14 protein-coding genes are annotated in these 20031 nt (G+C 45.4%); 8 read left to right on the top strand and 6 right to left on the bottom strand.

Features of this window, described 5'->3' with window-relative positions; genetic code table 11:
- The first annotated feature begins 30 nt into the window (after positions 1-30).
- The 4 genes from ACWPOD_RS20740 to ACWPOD_RS20725 all read left to right on the top strand — a co-directional run bounded on the left by ACWPOD_RS20740 (position 31) and on the right by ACWPOD_RS20725 (position 2785).
- On the top strand, positions 31-714 hold the full coding sequence (locus ACWPOD_RS20740; protein WP_395206145.1) for a hypothetical protein: 684 nt from the start codon (positions 31-33) through the stop codon (positions 712-714).
- Between the two features lie 44 nt (positions 715-758).
- A complete protein-coding gene (locus tag ACWPOD_RS20735) occupies positions 759-881 on the top strand; it encodes a hypothetical protein (RefSeq protein ID WP_256011401.1) in 123 nt (40 codons plus the stop codon).
- A 65-nt stretch (positions 882-946) separates the two neighbouring features.
- Positions 947-2356 (top strand): hypothetical protein, encoded by a 1410-nt coding sequence (locus tag ACWPOD_RS20730; protein ID WP_395206146.1) that lies wholly within the window; start codon positions 947-949, stop codon positions 2354-2356.
- A gap of 96 nt (positions 2357-2452) precedes the next feature.
- Positions 2453-2785: a hypothetical protein gene (locus tag ACWPOD_RS20725; protein WP_395206147.1), complete on the top strand. Its 333-nt coding sequence runs from the start codon at positions 2453-2455 to the stop codon at positions 2783-2785.
- Between the two features lie 22 nt (positions 2786-2807).
- On the opposite strand, the gene ACWPOD_RS20720 is transcribed toward ACWPOD_RS20725, so the two are convergent.
- From ACWPOD_RS20720 to ACWPOD_RS20700, 5 genes are all read right to left on the bottom strand, one after another.
- Positions 2808-3725 (bottom strand): ParB/RepB/Spo0J family partition protein, encoded by a 918-nt coding sequence (locus tag ACWPOD_RS20720; RefSeq protein ID WP_395206148.1) that lies wholly within the window; start codon positions 3723-3725, stop codon positions 2808-2810.
- Entirely contained in the window at positions 3722-4495 is a 774-nt protein-coding gene (locus tag ACWPOD_RS20715; protein WP_395206149.1) for a ParA family protein, read from the bottom strand. The genes ACWPOD_RS20720 and ACWPOD_RS20715 overlap by 4 nt, the downstream gene beginning before the upstream one ends.
- Positions 4495-4737, bottom strand: coding sequence for a hypothetical protein (locus ACWPOD_RS20710; RefSeq protein ID WP_069497778.1), 243 nt, complete (start codon positions 4735-4737; stop codon positions 4495-4497). Before ACWPOD_RS20710 ends, ACWPOD_RS20715 begins: the two co-directional genes overlap by 1 nt.
- A 423-nt stretch (positions 4738-5160) precedes the next feature.
- Entirely contained in the window at positions 5161-5586 is a 426-nt protein-coding gene (locus tag ACWPOD_RS20705; RefSeq protein WP_395206150.1) for a hypothetical protein, read from the bottom strand.
- A 56-nt stretch (positions 5587-5642) separates the two neighbouring features.
- On the bottom strand, positions 5643-12362 hold the full coding sequence (locus tag ACWPOD_RS20700; RefSeq protein WP_456232181.1) for an SNF2-related protein: 6720 nt from the start codon (positions 12360-12362) through the stop codon (positions 5643-5645).
- Between the two features lie 381 nt (positions 12363-12743).
- On the opposite strand from ACWPOD_RS20700, the gene ACWPOD_RS20695 reads away from it, so the two are divergent.
- A complete protein-coding gene (locus ACWPOD_RS20695; RefSeq protein WP_395206152.1) occupies positions 12744-14417 on the top strand; it encodes a portal protein in 1674 nt (557 codons plus the stop codon).
- Positions 14418-14430: 13 nt separating this feature from the next.
- Complete coding sequence (locus ACWPOD_RS20690; RefSeq protein WP_395206153.1) at positions 14431-15384, top strand: hypothetical protein; 954 nt, start codon at positions 14431-14433, stop codon at positions 15382-15384.
- Between the two features lie 91 nt (positions 15385-15475).
- On the opposite strand, the gene ACWPOD_RS20685 is transcribed toward ACWPOD_RS20690, so the two are convergent.
- Complete coding sequence (locus tag ACWPOD_RS20685; protein ID WP_109170125.1) at positions 15476-15829, bottom strand: hypothetical protein; 354 nt, start codon at positions 15827-15829, stop codon at positions 15476-15478.
- 551 nt (positions 15830-16380) lie between these two features.
- Between ACWPOD_RS20685 and ACWPOD_RS20680 the strand changes: the two genes are divergently transcribed.
- Positions 16381-17301: a hypothetical protein gene (locus tag ACWPOD_RS20680; RefSeq protein WP_456232180.1), complete on the top strand. Its 921-nt coding sequence runs from the start codon at positions 16381-16383 to the stop codon at positions 17299-17301.
- 89 nt (positions 17302-17390) lie between these two features.
- Positions 17391-18467 carry a replication initiation protein gene (locus ACWPOD_RS20675; protein ID WP_395206155.1) on the top strand — a complete coding sequence of 359 codons (1077 nt, stop codon included), beginning with the start codon at positions 17391-17393 and terminating at the stop codon, positions 18465-18467.
- Positions 18468-20031 lie beyond the last annotated feature (1564 nt).

Raw genomic sequence — 20031 nt, 5'->3', positions numbered from 1 at the left:
GAAAATCAAGTGTTAAGCTTAAGAGAAAAAATGACGCTCAACCGCGATGCTGCGGGTTTGTTAAAAGAGCTTAAGAGTGGCCAGCTATCGATTGGTGAACGCATCAAAAAGAACCGTGAGCTGGTGGAAATTCTTAATAAACTGACTGGCGCTAACCAAAAGGTTGAGCAGGAACCGGTATCAAGTTCGGATGAGCCAATATCGGTAGAAGAATTTTCCAAGTTAGGTCGCTCAGATAAGATTGAAAAGCTCAATCAAGTGCTATTGCTACCTAATTGGTACGAATACGAAATGGCGTTTTTCCCTAACTACCAAGTGGTTGAAAAGGGCGATAACTACGTTGTGTATAAGGATGGCGAAAACTTCCAGTTTGGTTACAAGGGGCATATCGCGCGAGGTTTGGACTACTGGAAAAACGATGCGGGTTCAGCTAAGAAAAATGGTGTCTTTGGTAGCTGGTCGCGCGCTGACCGTAACAAGGCTATCAAGACTCTTACGAAGCACATCGAGCAGAATGAGCGCGACAATGGCGAACGTCCAGTTGAGCAAAGCGATCTAGTTGCGAGATTCCTTGCAGGGGAGTTTAATACAGCCAAGCCATCGTTGTTTGTTGATGTAATGCGAGACGTTCACTCAGAGGGCTTGGAGCTAGATAGCATCAAGCAAAAAGCGATTGAATGGTTCGAGCACAATCCTGACAAACTGGCCGCTTAAGTTTTCGCATGCGAAAACTTTTCAGAGAACTTGAGAAAACGATAATGAATGTTTTAACCAAAATCCGAGCAGACTATTACTACAAGCAATCTTTAAACCTTGCACTGGCAGCCAGTGAGCGTCATAACTACGCCAAGGCGCTTTTCGCATTGCTTAAGAGCCTTTAATCCTTTTCCCTCTCCCAAAAGTTTTCGCATGCGAGAACTCGCCACTCCCAACCGGAGCGGTCAAATTGAATCAACTCACATCAATTAACGCCGAAATCAAAGAGGCAAAAAACATCAATGACCTAGCCGAGATTGTTCAACTGTACGCAACAGACAATCCAAAGCCCAAGCTAGGTCGAACCAGCTACGTTGTGACAGCAAAAGGCGACGAAGTAGAAACAGGCTTTAAAGTCGTGGAAGCAAGCGACCTTATTCCATCGAACGATTTGGACGGTCGAATCAATCCGAATTTCCCACAAGAGCTGCAACCGCGCGACCGTACTCGCGTATCCTCAAAATTGCAGATCTCAAAAATGGCCAACGATTTGCGCCCACAACAATTAACGGATTCTGGACTATCTAGCCACGGCGCACCGATTGTCGGCTCGGACAATGTGGTGGAGTCGGGGAACGGTCGAACCATCGCTATCATCAAAGCCTATAGAGAGGGCAAAGCTGAAAAGTACCGCCAGTTCCTAATCGACAATGCGGAGCGCTTCGACCTATCACCGGAGAAAGTTGAAAGCATGCGCGAGCCAGTGTTGGTTCGAGAACGTGTCACCAAAGTTAACCGTGCTAAGTTTGCCCGAGATTCCAACCTCTCTGACTTGCAACAAATGAGCGCAGCCGAGACAGCTTGGGTTGACGCAGAGCGCATCGATGACCGCATGATTGCTCTGTTCCAACCGAGCGAAACAGGCAACCTTTTGGCCAAATCCAACCAAGGATTTATAAACAGCTTCCTAACCGAAATTGGGGATAACTCAACCGCCGGACTACTGACCGAAGATGGCCGACCAACCAAACAACTGATTGAGCGCATGCAAAATGCCGTGTTTGCCAAGGCGTACAAAAACGAGAAGTTGGTGAAGCTGGTAGCCGAGGAAGCCGATCCCGAAATTCGCAACATTTTGAGCGCGCTAAACGGCGCAGCAAGCGCGTTTGTTGAGATGCAATATCTTAGCGGGGAAGTGCATAAAAACACGTCTGAAACGCTTGCAGAGGCCGTGGAAATTAACGCTTCACAACCTGACCTCGCTAAGTCAGCACTTGACTCGCTAGTGCAAGCAACCGAGCTGGTAAGACAGGCCAAAGAGTCCGGCCAACACATTGACGAGCTATTGGCTCAATCCGGTTTGTTTGGCGACAACGCTCCCGAGGCCGAAGCGCTGGCGAGATTCATTGCTGCCAATAACCGAAGCGCAAAACGCATGACGCTGGCATTTAAGACAATGGCCGAGGCAATCAATAGTGAACTGCTTCACCAAGGCCAAGCGCTAGGGGATATGTTTGGCGGCGGCGGTGCATCGCTTATCGATATTCTTGGGCGAGTGAATCAAGAGCTGGAAAACGAGGGCGTACAAACAGGCTTTATGTTCGAGTCTGTTCTGCAACCGGACGAACTTGCAAGAATCCATTATGCAGCTATAAAATAGGTCTAGGCTTCCAAGCCTGTGACAAGCTAGAAGACACGACAAAAAACGCCAGATTTAATTGTCAAATCTGGCGTTTTTGCATTTAAGGAGTAGGGGATGTTTACCATAAGGCATCGTTACCATTACGGACTAATCGACATCAACGAGGACGGCGTTGCCGATGGCCATTCAGTGACAGGAAACGAGATCCCCGCTTTAAGGAAAGACGGCGAGTATATCTACAGGCCGTTTAAAGGGGCACTAGATAATATCTATCTGCTGCATGTCCAAAAGGTGAAGCTGGTGAATATCGTCGCCTATTGCGATGACGAACTAGGGCTATTTGGCTGGCAAGACGTACCACTCGATCACTATGTGGTTGGTGTCTACCGTGACGGCGGGTATTACGTTCTAACAAAAAACGGGCAGCTAATTAGCCACCCGCTCTAAAAAGTTTTCGCATGCGAGAACTTTACACGCGATAACCTACTAATTGAGCTTCACCAACTGGCACTTGCTCAAGTTCGCCATCATCAAACAGTACCGTTAGCTTGTCGCTATGCTTACCAGATGCGAACACCAAACCATGACGACCATTAACCATGACACAAATGCTGGTAGGCTTTTGGTTTGCTGTAGGCTTTTTGCTTACTGGTGTCGTTTGGGTCTTTTCTGCTTTCTCGGATTCGCTAGGTTGAGGTGCAACTTCCACCTTGCTATCTAGCTCGCCAGTACGCAGTTTTACACAATCTTGGCGTGTTAGCTTCTCGCCGCTTTCCAGTGCTTCACGAACGCGCTCAGAGTTATCGATGGTTGCTTTACGTAGTTCGTTGATTGATTCCACATCACCAATAATCCCTTTTTGGAATGCTTCCAAAACAAAGTCAGGGGCTTTAAGTACATTTAGGTATTTCGAAATGTAGCCGTCTGATTTGCCAAGGCGCTTAGCCAAGCCACGGTTATCCAGATTGTGCTTTTTCTTAGCTTGGTCAAACGCCTTACCCAATTCGATTGGCGTTAAATCTTCACGTTGGATGTTTTCAATGAGCTGGCCAAAAATATCGCCCTTTTCACGGACAATACATTCAACGTGAGTCAGCTTGTCGCTCAACATAGCGGCGCGCCAACGGCGTTCACCCTCTTGGATTTTGTATCCCTTGCCATCGAACGGGTAAACAACGACAGGTTGAATTTGGCCGTTTTCTTCTAGGCTTTCGCATAACTCAAGTAGTGATTCATCGTTAAATTCTTCACGAACTTGCTCAACTGAATACAAAGAGTCTTTAGGGATAGCCAGCACTTTCGCTGCATCGCGGATTTCTACCGCTGATTCATCCAAGAGATTATCTAGGTCGCTAAGCTTGATTCGATCTCTTAAGCTTTTGGTCATGCTGTCACCTCCACCATGCGCTTGCAAAGTTCATCACAAACCGCTGTAAAGCCGAATTTCTCAGCCGCTTTAGGGTTGGTTTCAATCAGTGCTTTGCCTTGGTTTAGAGCTTCACTTACGCGCGTTGTTTTAATCAGTTTGTTTTCAAAAACTAGGTTGCCGTACTCTTTACGAAGTTCCGCTTCCTGTTCGCGCTGGTCGTTTGTGATATTGGCTTCGATAAGGTTTAGGACAATGCCTAACACTTCCAAGTCAGGGTTCATTCGACGGATTTGGCGCGAGGTCTTAACCAGCTCATTAACGCCTTTGATCGACATTTTTTGTGCTTGGCTAATGATAAGTAGCTTACTGGCCACAAGTAGCGCTGCATGCTGTAGCGCGTTCGCCGCTGGTGGACAATCGATAAAGATATAGTCGTAGTCGTCTTTGATAAGGTCGATAGACTCAGCCACGTTTAAGATTTGTGATTGAGTAATGTTACCCATGCGCTTATCGCCGCCAATAACGTGTACGTTTTCGCTTACTACAAAAGGTTTAGCCTTTACTGGATTTTCAAAAAGGTTGTAAGCGTTGTGTAGGCAGCTCGCAGATGTGTACTCTGGATTCTCGACCATTTCCGGTGCGATTGAGCCGCCTAAGTTGTTTTGTGGGTCAAAGTCCAGGAATAGACATTTGTTGCCTTGGCTAGCGATGCTAATGCCAAAGTTGTAAGTACAAGTTGTTTTACCTACGCCGCCTTTTTGGTTGGCAATCGCCATGATAGTGCTCATTAATGATTTCCTTTGCTGGTGGAGTTTGTTTGCTGTTTTGGTTTGCTCAGTGCTGTTTCAAGATCATCGATATAGCACTGAACCACATAATCGGTCGTACCGCCGCCGTTCATGGCTTTGTAGATGGCAGTGTGACAAGGGCTTACTCCCTTAACGCCATCAATAAGCAGCTTGGCTTTTCTGGTACTTCCTGCTTTCTCGACTAATTGAATTAGTCTTTCGCATCGTTCCTTGGATGCCATATCAACGCCTCTTAATTGTTGTCACTGGCAACGGGGCTACACTATACGTTGCCAGAAGCAACAGCACAAGCGAAAAAGTGAGCAAACAGAACCGATTGCACAAGTTTTCGCATGCGAGAACTTTGAGAAAAATGTGAGATTGATTCCGAGAGTTTTCGCATGCGAAAACTTTTTGACAGAATTGCCAGCGCGTAATCAGCAAGTGCAAGCGGTGCATAACCAATTGTTTTTAATAAAAAAGACTAAAAAAACTTGTTAAATATGAAATTAATCTCAAATAAATTACACACCAGATAAGCGATGCCGAAAACTATTAGGGGTAGTAGTGCTTGTGTTTATGCTTATCGATTCAACGTGCAATCCCCGCCATCTTTTCAGTGGCGGGGTTTATTTTTTCTAACAAAAGTTTTCGCATGCGAAAACTTAACGCATCGATTTGGCGTTCACGCTCCACGCTTCAAGGTTCAAATCCTCGATAGAATATTCAAATTCTTCATCATCGGCGTAGTAGGTATGTAGGTTGGCTTGCCAGTAGCCTTTATCAATTTGCTCTTGCTGGTACGCCCACGCAGCACACAACAAAATCGCAGGGTCTTCGAAATTGAAGTGTTGCTCTGTGATCACTTCTGAATCGCTGCCAAGGTCATAACCATGCTTGGCCATTAGCGATTTAACCGCCCACCAATAAGCACCATAGTGACGGTACATTAGCGGATTGGTTTGAAGTGTTTTGTAAATGCCATCTACTTGAGCTTGGATAAATGCCTCTTTGCTTTGCGCTGTTTCTAAAGCCTCATCGAGTAGGGGCTGTAGATCTTCAACGGTAGGCAATTTCACTTGGGTAATCATTGTTATCTCCAAAAAGTTTTCGCATGCGAGAACTTTTTCGCATGCGAAAATTTAAGTTAGGCAGCTTCGGCCAACGTGTTGTGAATGGTTAATAGCGATTTCGCCAGCAGTTCCAAATCCGCTTTCGCAGAGATAAACCACCAGCCGCCATTAAACTCACTGCTTGCGTTCGAAGCGAAGTCAGCGCCGTACTCGGCCTTGGCTTCCTTGTCACCAGCGAACATCACTTTCAGCGAACCTTTAAGGCCGTTGTTGTCCATCAAACCAATGCGTTCGTATGGCTCTACAACAATCTCTTTTCGGTTGCGACCGCGCTTAGGCTTCCAGCTAATTGGTGAAGTCACCATTTTAACGTCGATGCCAATGCGTGACATTAGTTCGCTAAACTTCTCGATGCTCTCTACGTTAATGGTAGAGATATTGTCGATTTTCACTTTCTGCGTTTCGGTCACTTGAACCTCGGTCTTTTCCGGCTTATCCGCATTTAGGTACTTCTCGATAAATTCTTCGCGCTGTGTGCTGCGGTAAGTGAATAGCGAACCATACGCACCTTTCATGCGATTCAATGACCAGTCATCCGAGAAGATTAAGCCATCACCGGATAGAAACTCACGTTCGCCAATAGCGTGTAGGTCGGCACATACCTTAAGCATGGTTTCTTGTGAGTTTTCCCCGTAAATCGCATCGACCTTTTTCAGCAAGTGAGTATCGGTCGTTGGTTTGTATTGCGTCATCCAGTACGCGATCTGTGATAGACGTTTCGCACGGTCAGGGTCGTTGGCCACCAGCTTAGTGAAGTCAGCGAATAGCTTATCTTCCAGCTCTGTGCGGTATTCGCTAGAGCGTTCGGTCAGAATATCGGTGTAACGAGTGAACTCACGAGCCGATAGGCGGCGCGCTTCGTGTGCGTTGGTGTAACCTGTCCATTTCAAATTGCTTAGATGGTTATCTAGGTCTTTAAGGAAAGTGATAGACGTTTTGTAAGTCGTCTCCGCTTTCAGTAGTGCCTCTTGATAAAGCTCAGGGTATTTTTCCTCGAACGCTTTGATCTCAAGTGTCACCAGTTCTACGACTTCCTGCTCGGTCACTTGGTTGCCGTTTTCCATCGCCTGTTTGTCCCAATCGCTACCGATAAAGAAACTTAGAATGTCGTGTTCCAACATCACGCGACCTTTATCTTCCAATTGCTTGGTCACTTGGTCGAGTAGGGCTTTCGCGGTCGCTTTATCGCTCGCATCTGGATAAATCAGCGTTTGGTCTGGTTCAACATCCAATCCCCACGGCGTAGAGAATGAGCCGTCAGCATTACGCACCAAACAACGGCGGCTATTTCCGTAGGCTTTCATTTTCTTCTCTGCGACCAGTTCAAAGAACGTCTCACGGTCAAACGTATGAGCGACTTCACTTAGTGGTACACCTTGGAGCGCTTTTGCTTCTAGTGCTGCTCTATCCTGATTCACTGGCGCAATTTCAATGATGCGTTCAACAGGTAGATCGACATAGTTGCGTGACGCTGGTTCGCCGTCCATTTCAGTAATAAAGCCGTCCACCGTGCCAGATTTACGGTCGAAGTTGGTGATCATGATTGTTGCTTTTGAGTCGTACTCGGCGCTCCAAGAACGGCTCTTAACTTCGGCTTTGTAGGTGTAGCCATTACGAACAATCACACCGTTGCGAACAATGTATAACTCTGGATGAGTTAGGAAGTCAGGGTAATCCTTTAACACACCGTCATTGATGGCCAGCTCCATTGCTGGTTTCAATTTCTTGATGGTCTCGCTCGCTTTGTCGCGGTTTTTGATCGCTGCCTCATAGGTTTTGATTTGGCTTTCTAGCGCAAACAGTCTGCCTTTGGTGCGTTGGTAGTTTTTGTGCTGCCAACTGCCGCGCTTCTCGCCCTCTGCACGTAGGCGATCTTCTTCCACCTCTTTGCGTAGTGGCTCTAACTTCTCGCGTAGTTCGGCCAGCTCGCCCTCAACCGCACTCACATCCAAAGCAAGCATTTGGGTGGCTTTGATGTACTTGCTAACGTTAATACTTGCTAGTCGGCGTTCCTCTAATTTGCGCTTGCGCTCAGCTTGACGCTTAGCCGCTTCGATACGGGCTTTCGCTTCTTCTGGATTTGCTGCCAGCATGATTGCAGTTTCGTCGGCTGCGTCTGCATCGGCGTTCGCAATGTACTTGTCATTGCCTTTGAACATTGTCTCAATCCAAGTTGATTTACGTTGGATTGTGGCCAAGCGGAAATCATCGAATGAGCCTTTAGACGTGTAGTAGTGAACATTCACGCTGTTTTGTTTTGAGCCAACACGAGCGCCACGGCCATTACGCTGTGTGATACTCATTGGAGTCCACGGTAGCGTTAAGTGGTGAATGTCGGTTGTGCCATGATGCAAGTTGATACCGACTTCGCCTTTTTTATTGAGGATCATGAATTTGTATTTCGAGGTATTGTAAGCATTGGCGATTGCTTCCAAACCCGCTTCTTCATCGTCCTCAGTCGCTTTAGAGCCTTTCTTACCAGCAACGGTATCGCTGTTCAAAATACCGATTTCAGACAGCTTACAACCAACAAAATCCGCAAGGATGCGAGCCAGTTTTTTGTGCTGTGTCTTTTCTTCGGTAAAGACAAGCTGCTTGCCGCTAGCCAGATAAATCTCGCGCGCGTTCTCAAGGAACTTGGCGTACTTAGGAGAGACAGGGTGCGTAAATTTCAACTTAGCTTTGTCACAAATACTTGTGAACTTGTCATCAAATTGCTGGTGGAGTTGAACCACGCAGTGATCGCCCTCGACCTTAACGCTCTTATCAACCTTAACTTGGATTTTGCTTAGCTTAACCGTGCCGTCTGGTGCTACATCCTCAAAAGTGACTGTGACGGTATTTGGTAGCTTGGCTACTACCGCCTCAACCTCTTTCTTGCTGTCCTTGGCGAATCGGTAGGTAACACGCTCATAGTACAAATCAAGGTCTGTACTTACCTTGTCCATTTTACGGATTAGGCCGAAAACCGTGTCGTTAGGGTATTGCTCAACAATCTCTTGGTTTTCGTCTTTGTCTGGATTACTGATAGCGTCAGCGCGTTGACGTAGTTCCTCATATAGCGCTTCCTGTTCGCTATTCATTTGGACAAAGCTTTGCTGACTAATCAGGTCAGGAATGTGAACGTTGGCACCAACGGATTTAGCATCCTTGATCGTCATGTAGCGGTTAACGATGTTTCGAAGTGCGTCTAGGTTTTGGAATCCGAGTAGGGCTTCACGCTGTTCAACTTCGCCCGAAATCTTAGTAACCAGCGCTTCGCCAGTCTTACCAAACATGCGGATAAAGTCGTCGCTGTCAAAGATGCCCATCTTGGCAAACGTATCTGCCGGAATGATGTGGGACAGCATATTGAACATATCAACAGGGCTGTTTACGGTTGGCGTAGCTGTTAGGAAGTAAACGCCTCGACCGTCATTGCGCGCCTTAATGACGTTGTTCTTAAGCTGCATATCGATAGCGCGATCGGCTTGAGCTTGGCTAGGCAAGAATGCCAGGTTGTTTCGGTATGAGCCGCCCTTGTACGAGTTACGGAAATCATGCGCCTCATCGACCATAACGGAGTCGAATAGCAAGTCCTCAAAGTACGGTAGTTCTTCGTTTTTGGCCGTGCCATCGTCAGCGTATTTCGCTTCAAAGCGCGCGTTCTTCGCTTTCTCTGTGTGGCTTTCCACTTCCTTAACTAGCTTGCTTGAACCAGCAATCAAACCAGCATCGCGCATTTCAAGCACGTTGGCCGTAATCGTGTCCGGCTTCAATGGAATGCGGTTGTACACGTCTTTTGTCATTACCACGATGCGAGCGGTTGACTGTGTAAGCTGGTGGAGCTGTTCTGCTACGCGCTTGCCGTTGGTGTCTACGGTCAGTTTGGCGCGCAAGATAGGATCGCCTTTCTTGTCTAGCTTAGGTTCGCCCGTTTCATCTAATACCGGTTCCCGAATGATTTTGCCGTCATCGTCTTTGTGAACCTCAAGGCCGATAAATACCTTGTCAGATAGATTGCTTTCACCAAAGAACAGATCGGCTTCATAGAACCAGTTCTCTAACACTGATTTAGGAACAACGATGGCCACACGGTTTGCACGTTTGGTTTCTAGGTTGTACTGCACTAGACCAAGGCCAGTGAGCGTTTTACCCAAGCCAGTACCAAAGGCAATAATGCCGTTACCGTCCGCACTGTGACGGCGAATCGTTGAGTTTTGGTAAGGTAGGAACTCAATCGCACCAGATACGCCATCTAGCGATAATGGAGTGTCATCGAACTCCGGTTTAATCCAACCGTTAAACGTATTGTTGTAAACCTGTTCCAAGTATTCTGAATGGTCAGATGATGCAATCCATGTAGAAAACTCATCATCGAGGTGGCGCATTTGCTCACGGATAAGTGATTTATCTTCGTTCTTACTACCGCCACGAACCGCACCATAGTTAATGTACGATTCAATTTGACGCTCGAATCGCTCATCGCTGTTCGCTGCTTTACCTTTCACGCCATTACGAGTTAGGCCATCAATCCATTCGCCATCACGCCAACGGTAGCCAGTGAGGTATTGGCCGGATTCGCTTTGTACGAAATCCTCAAAGCCGTCCTTATCCTCGGTAAAGTCGCCCAAGATAAACTCCGTGTAGCCACGGTCATGCAGGAACTCAAGCATGATGTTTTTAGGAATCCACTTATCGGTAAGCTTCATCTTCACATCGGCAATCGAGATCTTGTTTCGCTTAGATTCGATGGCTTGGATTTGGCGCATGATGTTAGCTTTCACGGTATCGCTGGTGGCCGATACTAATTGTGTGGTCAGCTGATCCATGCGTTTACCGACTAGGCCAGTCGTCGCTTTGTGGAATGCCGTCACCGTACCGTCAGGGTTTACGGCTACCTCATCCATGTTCGCTAGGTAATCAAGCAACTGCTCATCGCTCATCGTATCGATACCGCTGGCGGTGTAATACGTGCGAACGTCATGCAGTGTCAGTGTGGTTATGCCTAGTTCACGGTCACATAGATGGAACACGTCACCAATGCGAGACGAACTGTATTGAACAGTAAGTTCACGCTTAAGGTCGCCTAAGAGTAGGTCAGACAGTTTGCCCTTAGAATCGATCGATGAGTGGTAGTAATTCCATGCAGAGACGTACTTCTCGCTTAAGTTGCTTAGCGCTTTCTTCGATACCTTAGAGCCGCCCATTAGTGCGTTCAGCTCTAACACTTCGCCGCTTAACTTCACGCGATATTGTTCGGTCTGGAAGTCCTCCGCGCCCATTGCCATGTTGGCCAAGTCGCTATTGGATGTGGTTCGGCCACCAGCAACCAGCGTTGCAAGTGTTTGAACTTTCATGCCAAGTAGAATGCCTTTGTAAGCGTGTTCTTGACTCGCTTTTGGCAGCTTGGCGATCTCGCGCATTAGGGCTTTAAAGTCGTCATGACACAAGTAGCCGTAATCTTCGAAAATCTGTAGCGCTTGGCTGGCCGATAGCTTAAGCATCGATTCAGTAGAGTAGGTGATAGAACCGATCTCATCGGTGTTATCTACGCCATAGGTCGCCTTGCTGATAACGCCTGTTTTCGCGTTGCTTTCGGACACTTCCCATTCGCCATCAATCATTTCGTATTGCTGGCCATTGCGGAACATTGTGTCGCCCTCGGAGTATTTCGCGCTCACTGGCTCGCTTACCGATTCATCAAGCAACATCCAGTCGATACGGCTGTTAAAGCGGCGCATTAGGGACTGTTTAATGTCCTCGTTAGAACGGTTGCCGCGCTTCACGACTTTGCGCGCAAACTTACCTACGCCCTCAACAGTCTGTTCGCCGTTGATGAATTTCTTACCCTCGCGCTCGAACCACTTACCTTTAAGCCAAGTATCCCAAAGCACGTTAGATTCAATCAGCGTGTCACGGTCGGCACTATCAATCAGTGCTTTCGCTTGGTCGCTGTGTTTGCGCCAGATAACAAGGTCAGTCACTACGCCAGTATCAGCGAACGTGCCCGTTGGTAGTCGGTGCGCGCCCAAGAACTCCGCTTTAAGTGCGAGTTGTGTACGCCACTTCTCAAGGTTTTTCGCATCACAAATACGAGTTGGAAGAACTAGGGCAATCAAGCCACCAGCTTTCGCTTTATCGATAGAACGAGAAACGAAATACTGATCGGCGTACTTAATGTCTTTGTACGCTTTGTCTTTCATCGCACTAGCATCACGAACACCGTAAGGCGGGTTCCCGATCACTAGGTCGAAATCACCAATATCGGGATTGCTGGCCACGGCTTCGAATGCAGATTGAATTACATGGTCTTCGGGGTGAAGAATTTGGTTAATGGCCGCCGAGGTCTGATCCATTTCTACGGATGTAGTCAGTGTGCCTTTAGGTTTGGTTTCGCTAAATACGCCCACGCCCGAACTTGGTTCAAGTACGCTACCGCCATCAAAGCCATAGGAACGAACTGCATCCCAAGTCGCGCTCGCCAGCCATTTAGGCGTGTAGTATTCGTTGGTGGAGCCACCGATACCGCCAAAACCTGTGTAGTCGCGCAGAGCTGCTTTATCTTCGGGTGAAACGTTGGAGTAGTCGCCGTTGTACTTGGCGAGAATACCTTTGGCTAGTTGGTTAGCCTTAAGGCGCTGGTGGCCTTTTGGAGTGTCGCTAATATCGACAGCGAGCAAGGCTTCAAACTGGCGTACCAGTTCATCGATTGTTGTCGCCTGTTCAATACTGCAGGTTAAATCAGTGTTCATTGAATTTGCCTTTTATTCATTGGATAAAAGCCAAAAAAAAAGTCGAGCTTTCGCCCGACTTTTTCCTTTCCTATTCCCCATCCCAAAAAAACGCCACTATCAATATCAATTTAAGTTAATGAATAATCTAAAATATCTAAGGAAGTAGATTTTTAGGGACGGGAATATTATTCCGAACACAAAGGTTATCATCAAGAATAAAAATTAGTGTTTTTGGTGAGTAACCAAGATTCAAAGGCAAGCAATTGAACTTTGACTAAAAAAATTTAACGCATAGAAAATCAATCATTTATTAGCGTATTGGTCACATTGACGCGATGCGCTATCATCCAAGATCATCCCCATCCCTGTAGAAAGCGCCTCAACTAACCGAGGTCGCACATGTCGCAAAACAAGGCATCAATTGGGCTAGCGACAGCTTTAAAACAAGCGTTCCCTTTCTTTAACGAGAATGACGATAAAGAGAGCGGGATCAGTTTTGAATCTGGCTCTGGATACACGGGATCGCCATTCCACGATCGCGAAAACCAATTAGATGAAAGCAACGGCGCTCTGACCAATGACGGTCGAAAAAGCTCAGACCGCTTTTTTCTGCACAAGCTGCCGAAAGATCGCTTCATGCTATATCCGATACTCAAGGAAATGGCCGAGGACAGCACGATTGATGCCGCGCTCAATCTGCACCTTGGTCACGCTCTTTCGGTATCAAACGACAATGGCATGGCTGTGTATCTTCATCCAACCGATGAGAAGTACGCTGAGTACATAGGCCGTCTTAACCGAGAGCTGCTAACTCCAATCAACGAAAACCTAATGAACTGGACGTATTCAACGCTGGTTTATGGGGTTAACTATGTTCGCCCATACACGAAAGAGGGCGTGGGTATTACTCACTTTGAGGCCAACTACTACACGTTGCCAAACCAAATTCGTGAGTACGAACGTTCGGGCGAGCTAGCTGGATTTACTGCGGAATATCTACAAACCAGAGCGAACGGCGAACAGGTACGCCTTGCCGAGCCTTGGGCGCTTATCCCACTAAAGATGCCAATCTGGCGACCAGATATGGATATGCCGCCAGTTAACTACACTGGCCAGCGTTACTCACTTTATGACGATGCGTATTCACGCATGCCAATCGAGACGCAGAACTACGGCTCGTCCATTCTGCTTACCTGTTTTGAGGCTTGGTCGATGCTTCGCCAGTCCATTGCAGCGCTAGGCGCAAGTCGTGTGAATGCTTCACTTATCGATCGCATGGTAGCGGTAAACACTGACGGCTTAGATGCTGCGGGAGCTGCGGAATACATCAACATGGTCGCTGACCAGATGAAGCAAGACCGTCAAGAGGTGGTAGACCGTTCCCGCAAGCTAGGTTTCATCCCAACCGTCATCAATACGCTATTGCCCTTTATGGGCGGCGCTAAAGGTGGCTTGCAGATCGATACCTTTACCACTGACCCAAATATCTCCCACATCGAAGACATTATGTTTCACCTTAAACGTTTAGCCGGAACGCTTGGCGTAGACCCATCCATGCTTGGGTTTGGTGATCTTCTTTCTGGTGGACTAGGCGAGGGCGGCTTCTTCCGCACTTCGATTCAATCTGCACTACGCGCCAACCAAATCCGCGCAGCCGTGGTGGCGTTCGTTAAGCGCGCTATCGACATTCACACCATCTACCGAGACAGCAAGGTGTGGAATGACAACGATATGCCATTCGAGATCCGATTTAACTCTCTCAACACTGCTATCGAGCAAGAGAAAGCAGAAGCAATGGAATCAAAAGCGAACTACGCAACCATGCTGGCTACCGTGCTTGACCTTATCGAGCAATCCCCAATCGGCAAGTCTCCGAAACTCAAACACCATCTTTACACGTCCGTTGTTGGCCTCGACTCCGAGCTGGCCAATGAAGTCATTTCCGAGCTCGCAGCTCAAGTGGCCAAGAACGACAAGATGATGGAATCCATTGGCATGACTGACCAAAGCGAAGCGGAACGATTCGTTAGAGACGTAGTTCTCGGCCTACTAACCGAAATCCAAAGCCATTAATGGAGAAAAGAAAGTGACAGCAAAGGCACTTAAACAAGTATCCGACCGTTTCAGCCTATTCAATGACGGTCGAAAACTTAGCGCCAACAAGCGCAATTACATCATCAAAGCCGTGCAAGCGATGATCAACAGCCCACGAACTAAAGAGCTACTGCGACTAGGTGAGGCGTATGGTTACTATGGTCATCAATCCCGCCAACGCGCCAATAAGCTCTCAATCGGTGAAACTGAGGTGATCATGATTAATGGTCGTCCGGTTGTGGTAGAAAACGTGCCATCTAACCGCACAGTCTCTATCACCTGTTCAGATGACGGCATTGTTGAACACACTCAAGAGTTTTTAGATACCGACACAGGCCGTATTGCTTTAGGTTTGCACAATAGCCGTGCTGGTGGCTGGAGCTGGGCGACTGGTGGCCAAGATACACGCGAGGCATCGATAACGACTTCATATCACGGTATGGACTACGTATTGCAGCCGAACTATATCAGCCTAGACCATCCGGCCATGATGATGGAAAGTGCGAACAGCGAGCAAATGATCCTCGAATCGCTACAGGAACAAGGTTTTGATGAGGAATCCGCGCGTAATATCTACGCGAACATGACTCAACAGACTAATGTTGAGCTTGTCGGTGATCTTACTAACCAGCTTATGTACCTAGAAAGCGTGAACGCAGAGTTGCGTGAAAAGGTAGAGCAAAACGCTAAGGCAACCTCGATGCTGCTTGATGTTGTGGACTCTTTACCTATCTATGTGACCGATGCGCAGCGCAAGGCGATCTCTAACATGGCCAGTGATGAAGATCATCAAGTGGTTCGAGCGATGTTTGAGTCGCTAGGCTCCCGAAAACTGGCGACTTTGCCAACAAATCGGTACGTTCCAGTAGAGCAAAAAGTGAGTGTGAGCCCTCAAATTAAACAGCAATTCGTCAACTTCGGATCTTCATTACGAAAATTCCAATAAGCTGATCAATCAAAAAGCGCCACCAGCGATTAGCAATAAAGTTCAAAAAACAGTCAATTCAATCGAAAACTCTGGTGGCCAATTCGGAACTCTATAAATCACTAGGAGCGACAGGACGCAAGTAGAGTTTATCTTTCTTAAAGTGCGTAGGTCGCCAGTCCCAACCAGCGATAGATACGCTATCTCGCGCGCCAGCAATATACGACACTGCGCGCAACACATTGATACCCTTATCAAAGTTAATCGCCTTGTCGGCCTTTAGAACGAGTCTACCGTCTTTTTGGCTATGCAAACCAAAGGTGCAACCTGAGATTGTTACTAACAAATCCAACGGTAGCACTGGTGCGTTCTTTTTCGGGAACTGTCGGCGCTTAAACTTTTGTTTTAATTGGTCAACTTGAGTTTCTAATTGCTGTTCAGCACTTGGTGGGGGAGTAAATTTCATCACAGAGTTATCCACAAAACTTAGTGTGTTCGGAATATTAACACGTCTAAAAGGAGTTTAAATAGATAAAATTTTTGGTAAACTCTAGCGCCAGATGGTAACGCACTATGTTCGGAATTGGTTTGATATGGAGACTTGTTTGATCAACCATTTAAGATCAATAATAGGGGAGTTTTTCTGTAATTAGATCATGGCGATGCCGTGATAGAGAGAAAGTGATTCGATTTCGGACAACAGAAAATAAAAAAGCCCGCTTTGGCGAGCGGGCTTTCTTACTGAAATCGAGCTTTAAGCGGTAAACTTAAAGCGTCACGACAAACGAACTTAAGGAAAGTCAGTATGACGTAATAAATTAGACCGAAGCCTAATCAGGTGAGACATTTTAGTTTGGCGACTAATGTCTCAAATGGTTCGTAATTAATTTAACAACTTAGATTGTTTTGAGCACTAATCTTAGCAAGCGTTAAAATTACACAACACAAGACAGGCGTAATTATAACGTTCAAAGAGATCGGTGGCAAACTTTTGCGCTTTTTATTTGAGCAAATTTTATGCAAATTACACCACTTTTGCTGAATCCTCGGTACTGGAAGTCAGGATTCAGAACACAAGCTTCCAATATCAAAGCCAATAAACCATTGGCACAACGTAAGCTTGCTTGCCTACTAGAAACTATCTCAAGCTTTATCCTTAAGCATGGTCACACTTGCTTTGCTTCAAGCGATACCTTAATGCGTACCTACAATGAGAACTGTCACCGTTACGGTTGTAAGCCAATCATAAAGCGCACTATTGATAATTACATCAGAAGTGCAAAAAAAATTGGCCTGATCGCTTATGGACAGCCAAAGAGGAACGATCACACAGGTCAGAATCAACGTCACATCACTCTATGCGTTGATGGCATCCAAAACATGTTCACTGGTACATACAAATACGCGCTACAAGCGGCAGAGAAGTTTTGTAATAGACAAAAATTGCATTTAGGGGGGGATTCTGTGGAAAAACCTCTTGAGGCCAGTTCTGACAACGTTTGCGAGCAATCAGACAAAAACAAAAATTGCAGCATAAATACAAAAGATCTCTCTACAGAGAGTAAAAATAAAATTAATAACGGTATCCCATCAGATTCTTGGTTTTTGAAAATCTTCAAACGTGACGCAGATGAAGTAAAACAACTTCAATTAGCTGCTAAGCAAGGCCGCCTATCAGCTAGTGGAGCTCGTCGTGTTATCAAGCTGTACAACAAGCACCAACAGCCTTTAGCGCCTAAGTTCGTGTCATACCTTAAGTTTGTGATTGCTAGCTGGCACAACAAGGCTGCAAGCGCCGTAAAAGCTAGTGTGAGCAAGGTTCGTGATACAGCGACCATACTAGCAGAGTACATGAACACCATTTCCGAGAAAGAGTCTCAAGGTTTGTTTGAATACTATCGTGACGCAGTAGGCCGAGTACAAGTCAGGTATCTGTAATCACTGCTTGATGTGAGTATTTCTATACATGCGTGACCTAAAATGTGTCATAATTACCTAAATCTTGTTATTTATGGATGTGCATTTGCATGAGTGATGAAGAATATTTCTACCCTGCGGTAAGCGATAACCTCCCGAAACATATCAAAAAAGGCCATCAACTGGTCTTTAGTCGTCAAGATCTATCCGCTAGGGAAGCAGATATGTTTGCGTTGATGATTGCACATATGAAACCAAGTGATTGGGAGCAGAAAACACCACACTATGAATTTACTTCACATCAATTATCAGAGTGGTTAGGTGTTGAGTCTAAACATATCGGTAGCAACTTAAGTCCAGTAGCGAACCGCCTAGCTAGTCGAAAAATCGGGATAAAGGTGGAAACCCCGAAAGGTGATATTGAATTCGACTATAGACCTCTTTTCAAACATATCGCTTATAAACACGGCATACTTACGATGGTTCCTAACGATATGCTCAAACCTGAGTATATTGAATATAATCAAGGATTTGCCCTGATTAATACTCGCAATTTCTTTGAGGTAAAAAAGGAGTATTCTAAGCGCTTGTACGAACTGCTTAGTCGCTTCAAAGACAAGGGCTTTGAAATGCATGCGCAAAAGCTTAGTGAACTGAAAGGAATATTTGGGCTTTTGGACGAATCAGGGAAGCTGAAAAAAGATAAAAGTTCCTTCAAAAACAACAGCGTATTTATGAAACGTTGTATCAGGGAAAGTATTAAAGAACTTTCTGAACACCCTCAGATTAGCAAAGAGCTTCTATTTTTAGAAAGCAGCCAAGGTGATAAGGGTTTTGAGGTTGTAAAGAAAGGTAGAACCATTACTGGAATCAAGTTTCTCTTCCGGTGGGTTAAACTAGGTTCAATTGAAGAACTAAATCAACACGATGCTCTTAAGACAATTCGACAACTTGAATTGAAAAGGCTTCAAAACCAAGTCAGACTCACCGAGTCTGAACTAGAATCACTTGCCATCGCGTACCGCTATGTGGGTAAAGAAGACCACGCTCTTAAAGTTGAAGCTAGCTTGGCAAAACGATACTCAGAAAAAGAGCAGCAAAAGCATGATGATGGAATGCATGAATTAGAGTCGTTAATGGAAAAGATAGATACCCTTTCAGAACTAACCGATACACACGATTACTGATAGCTAACAAGTTTTAGGTCATGGGATCGATAGATGACACTTTCTAGGTTGAAATGAGCTATGTGACACATTTTAGGTATATGAGAGGGAATTCGACGTGATCATTGACTCGAAAGTAGAAAAAACCGGACAAGCCCCCTATACAACCATCTTATACACCTAAAATATGTCATTTAAGAACAGAAACACCTAAAATCTGTTATCCAATCACCTGATATATGATCACTTTCACCTAGATTATGTAGCACTAAAGCCTGTAAGAAGATCACAAACACCTAATAAATGATCAATTAAACCTAGATCTTGTTACTTAAAGACCTAAAAAAAGATCTTTAAACGAGTTAAAACTCATTAAAATCAATACGTTATGGTTGCTATAGATCTTATAGATCTATAGTTCTCATAGATTGATATAGTTAAATATAGATCTTTATAGCGTATGTGGATAACTGGAAAATCAAAGATTTACACAGTTTCCCACATACACAACAAGTTTTTGTTGTTTGGATGAGTTAATGATCCTAGCTATAGACAACGGCACGCTACAACGAATAGCGACCGCATTTGTGTGAGTTCTTGACAAAAACACGAATTGACAGGAAATATTAATTATTGGATAGTTGTAAGTATGCTCTAGGGGCAACAACATGTACCCCTAGCGCGGTTAATTAACCTATTAGTGCTTGAATAATAGCTGCTACTAGGTTGATAACAGCTATGACAAGCTCAATGAGCTTACTCATATAACCTCTGACGGTTTTGATTGTTGTAGCTATGTAAGTCGTATTAAGTGACTGGTACTCACCTAATGCGCATTACTTGAAGTGAAGCTTTCTAGCTGCTTCGAGCTTGGTTGGTGATTACATAATTACCTCTTAGTTAACTAAAGGTTGGGTTCTTCGAATCCAGCCTTTTTTTATATTCTTCACACAATCAAGGTTATTAGGGAACGTTTTGTTCCAAGTCTTGCTGTGCCTAGTATTCCAGACTTTTTGCTAATTTTGCAAACGCCCAAACGAGTTGCCTTTCTGTTTCAGGTTTAGGCGCATGAAAACTCCCAAGTCCTTATGTCCAATTGTTATCAGATAATTCCCCTCTCATAAAGAAACGCTTTGAAAAATATTCATTTCTCTACATGAATCGGGATATGAGCAAGATTTTTATCCAATAATTCATGTTCATTTTCCCTTTCTGATTGATGCCAACCTCAAAAGAAAGTTGCCGCTTCCAGCAGATGGGTTAACGCATTCAATATATTGCTGTTAACTCATCTTATCCTGTTAAAAACAAAAATGCTTCCCCGTACAACTTAAGTGGTTAAGCTTCCTATCATTTTGGCTAGTTTTTGCCCACTAATTTCCAATTAGCCTAAGTGTTGACAGTATTAAACTCAACTAATTGACGTCGATAAGACGCTAAACGATCTGGCGTCATGGTCACGTAAGGCATCTGTTTTTTACTATACCGTTATTTAATGATTACGGAATCTAACGGACGAGGTTTCTTGATGAACCAATTCAAACTAGCTTTCGCGATTGATGCTTTTCTAATCCTGTATATATAT

The organism is Vibrio sp. JZG120, assembly GCF_053890955.1.
The sequence above is the reverse complement of the archived record's forward strand: the minus strand, read 5'-3'. Positions and strand labels throughout refer to the sequence as shown.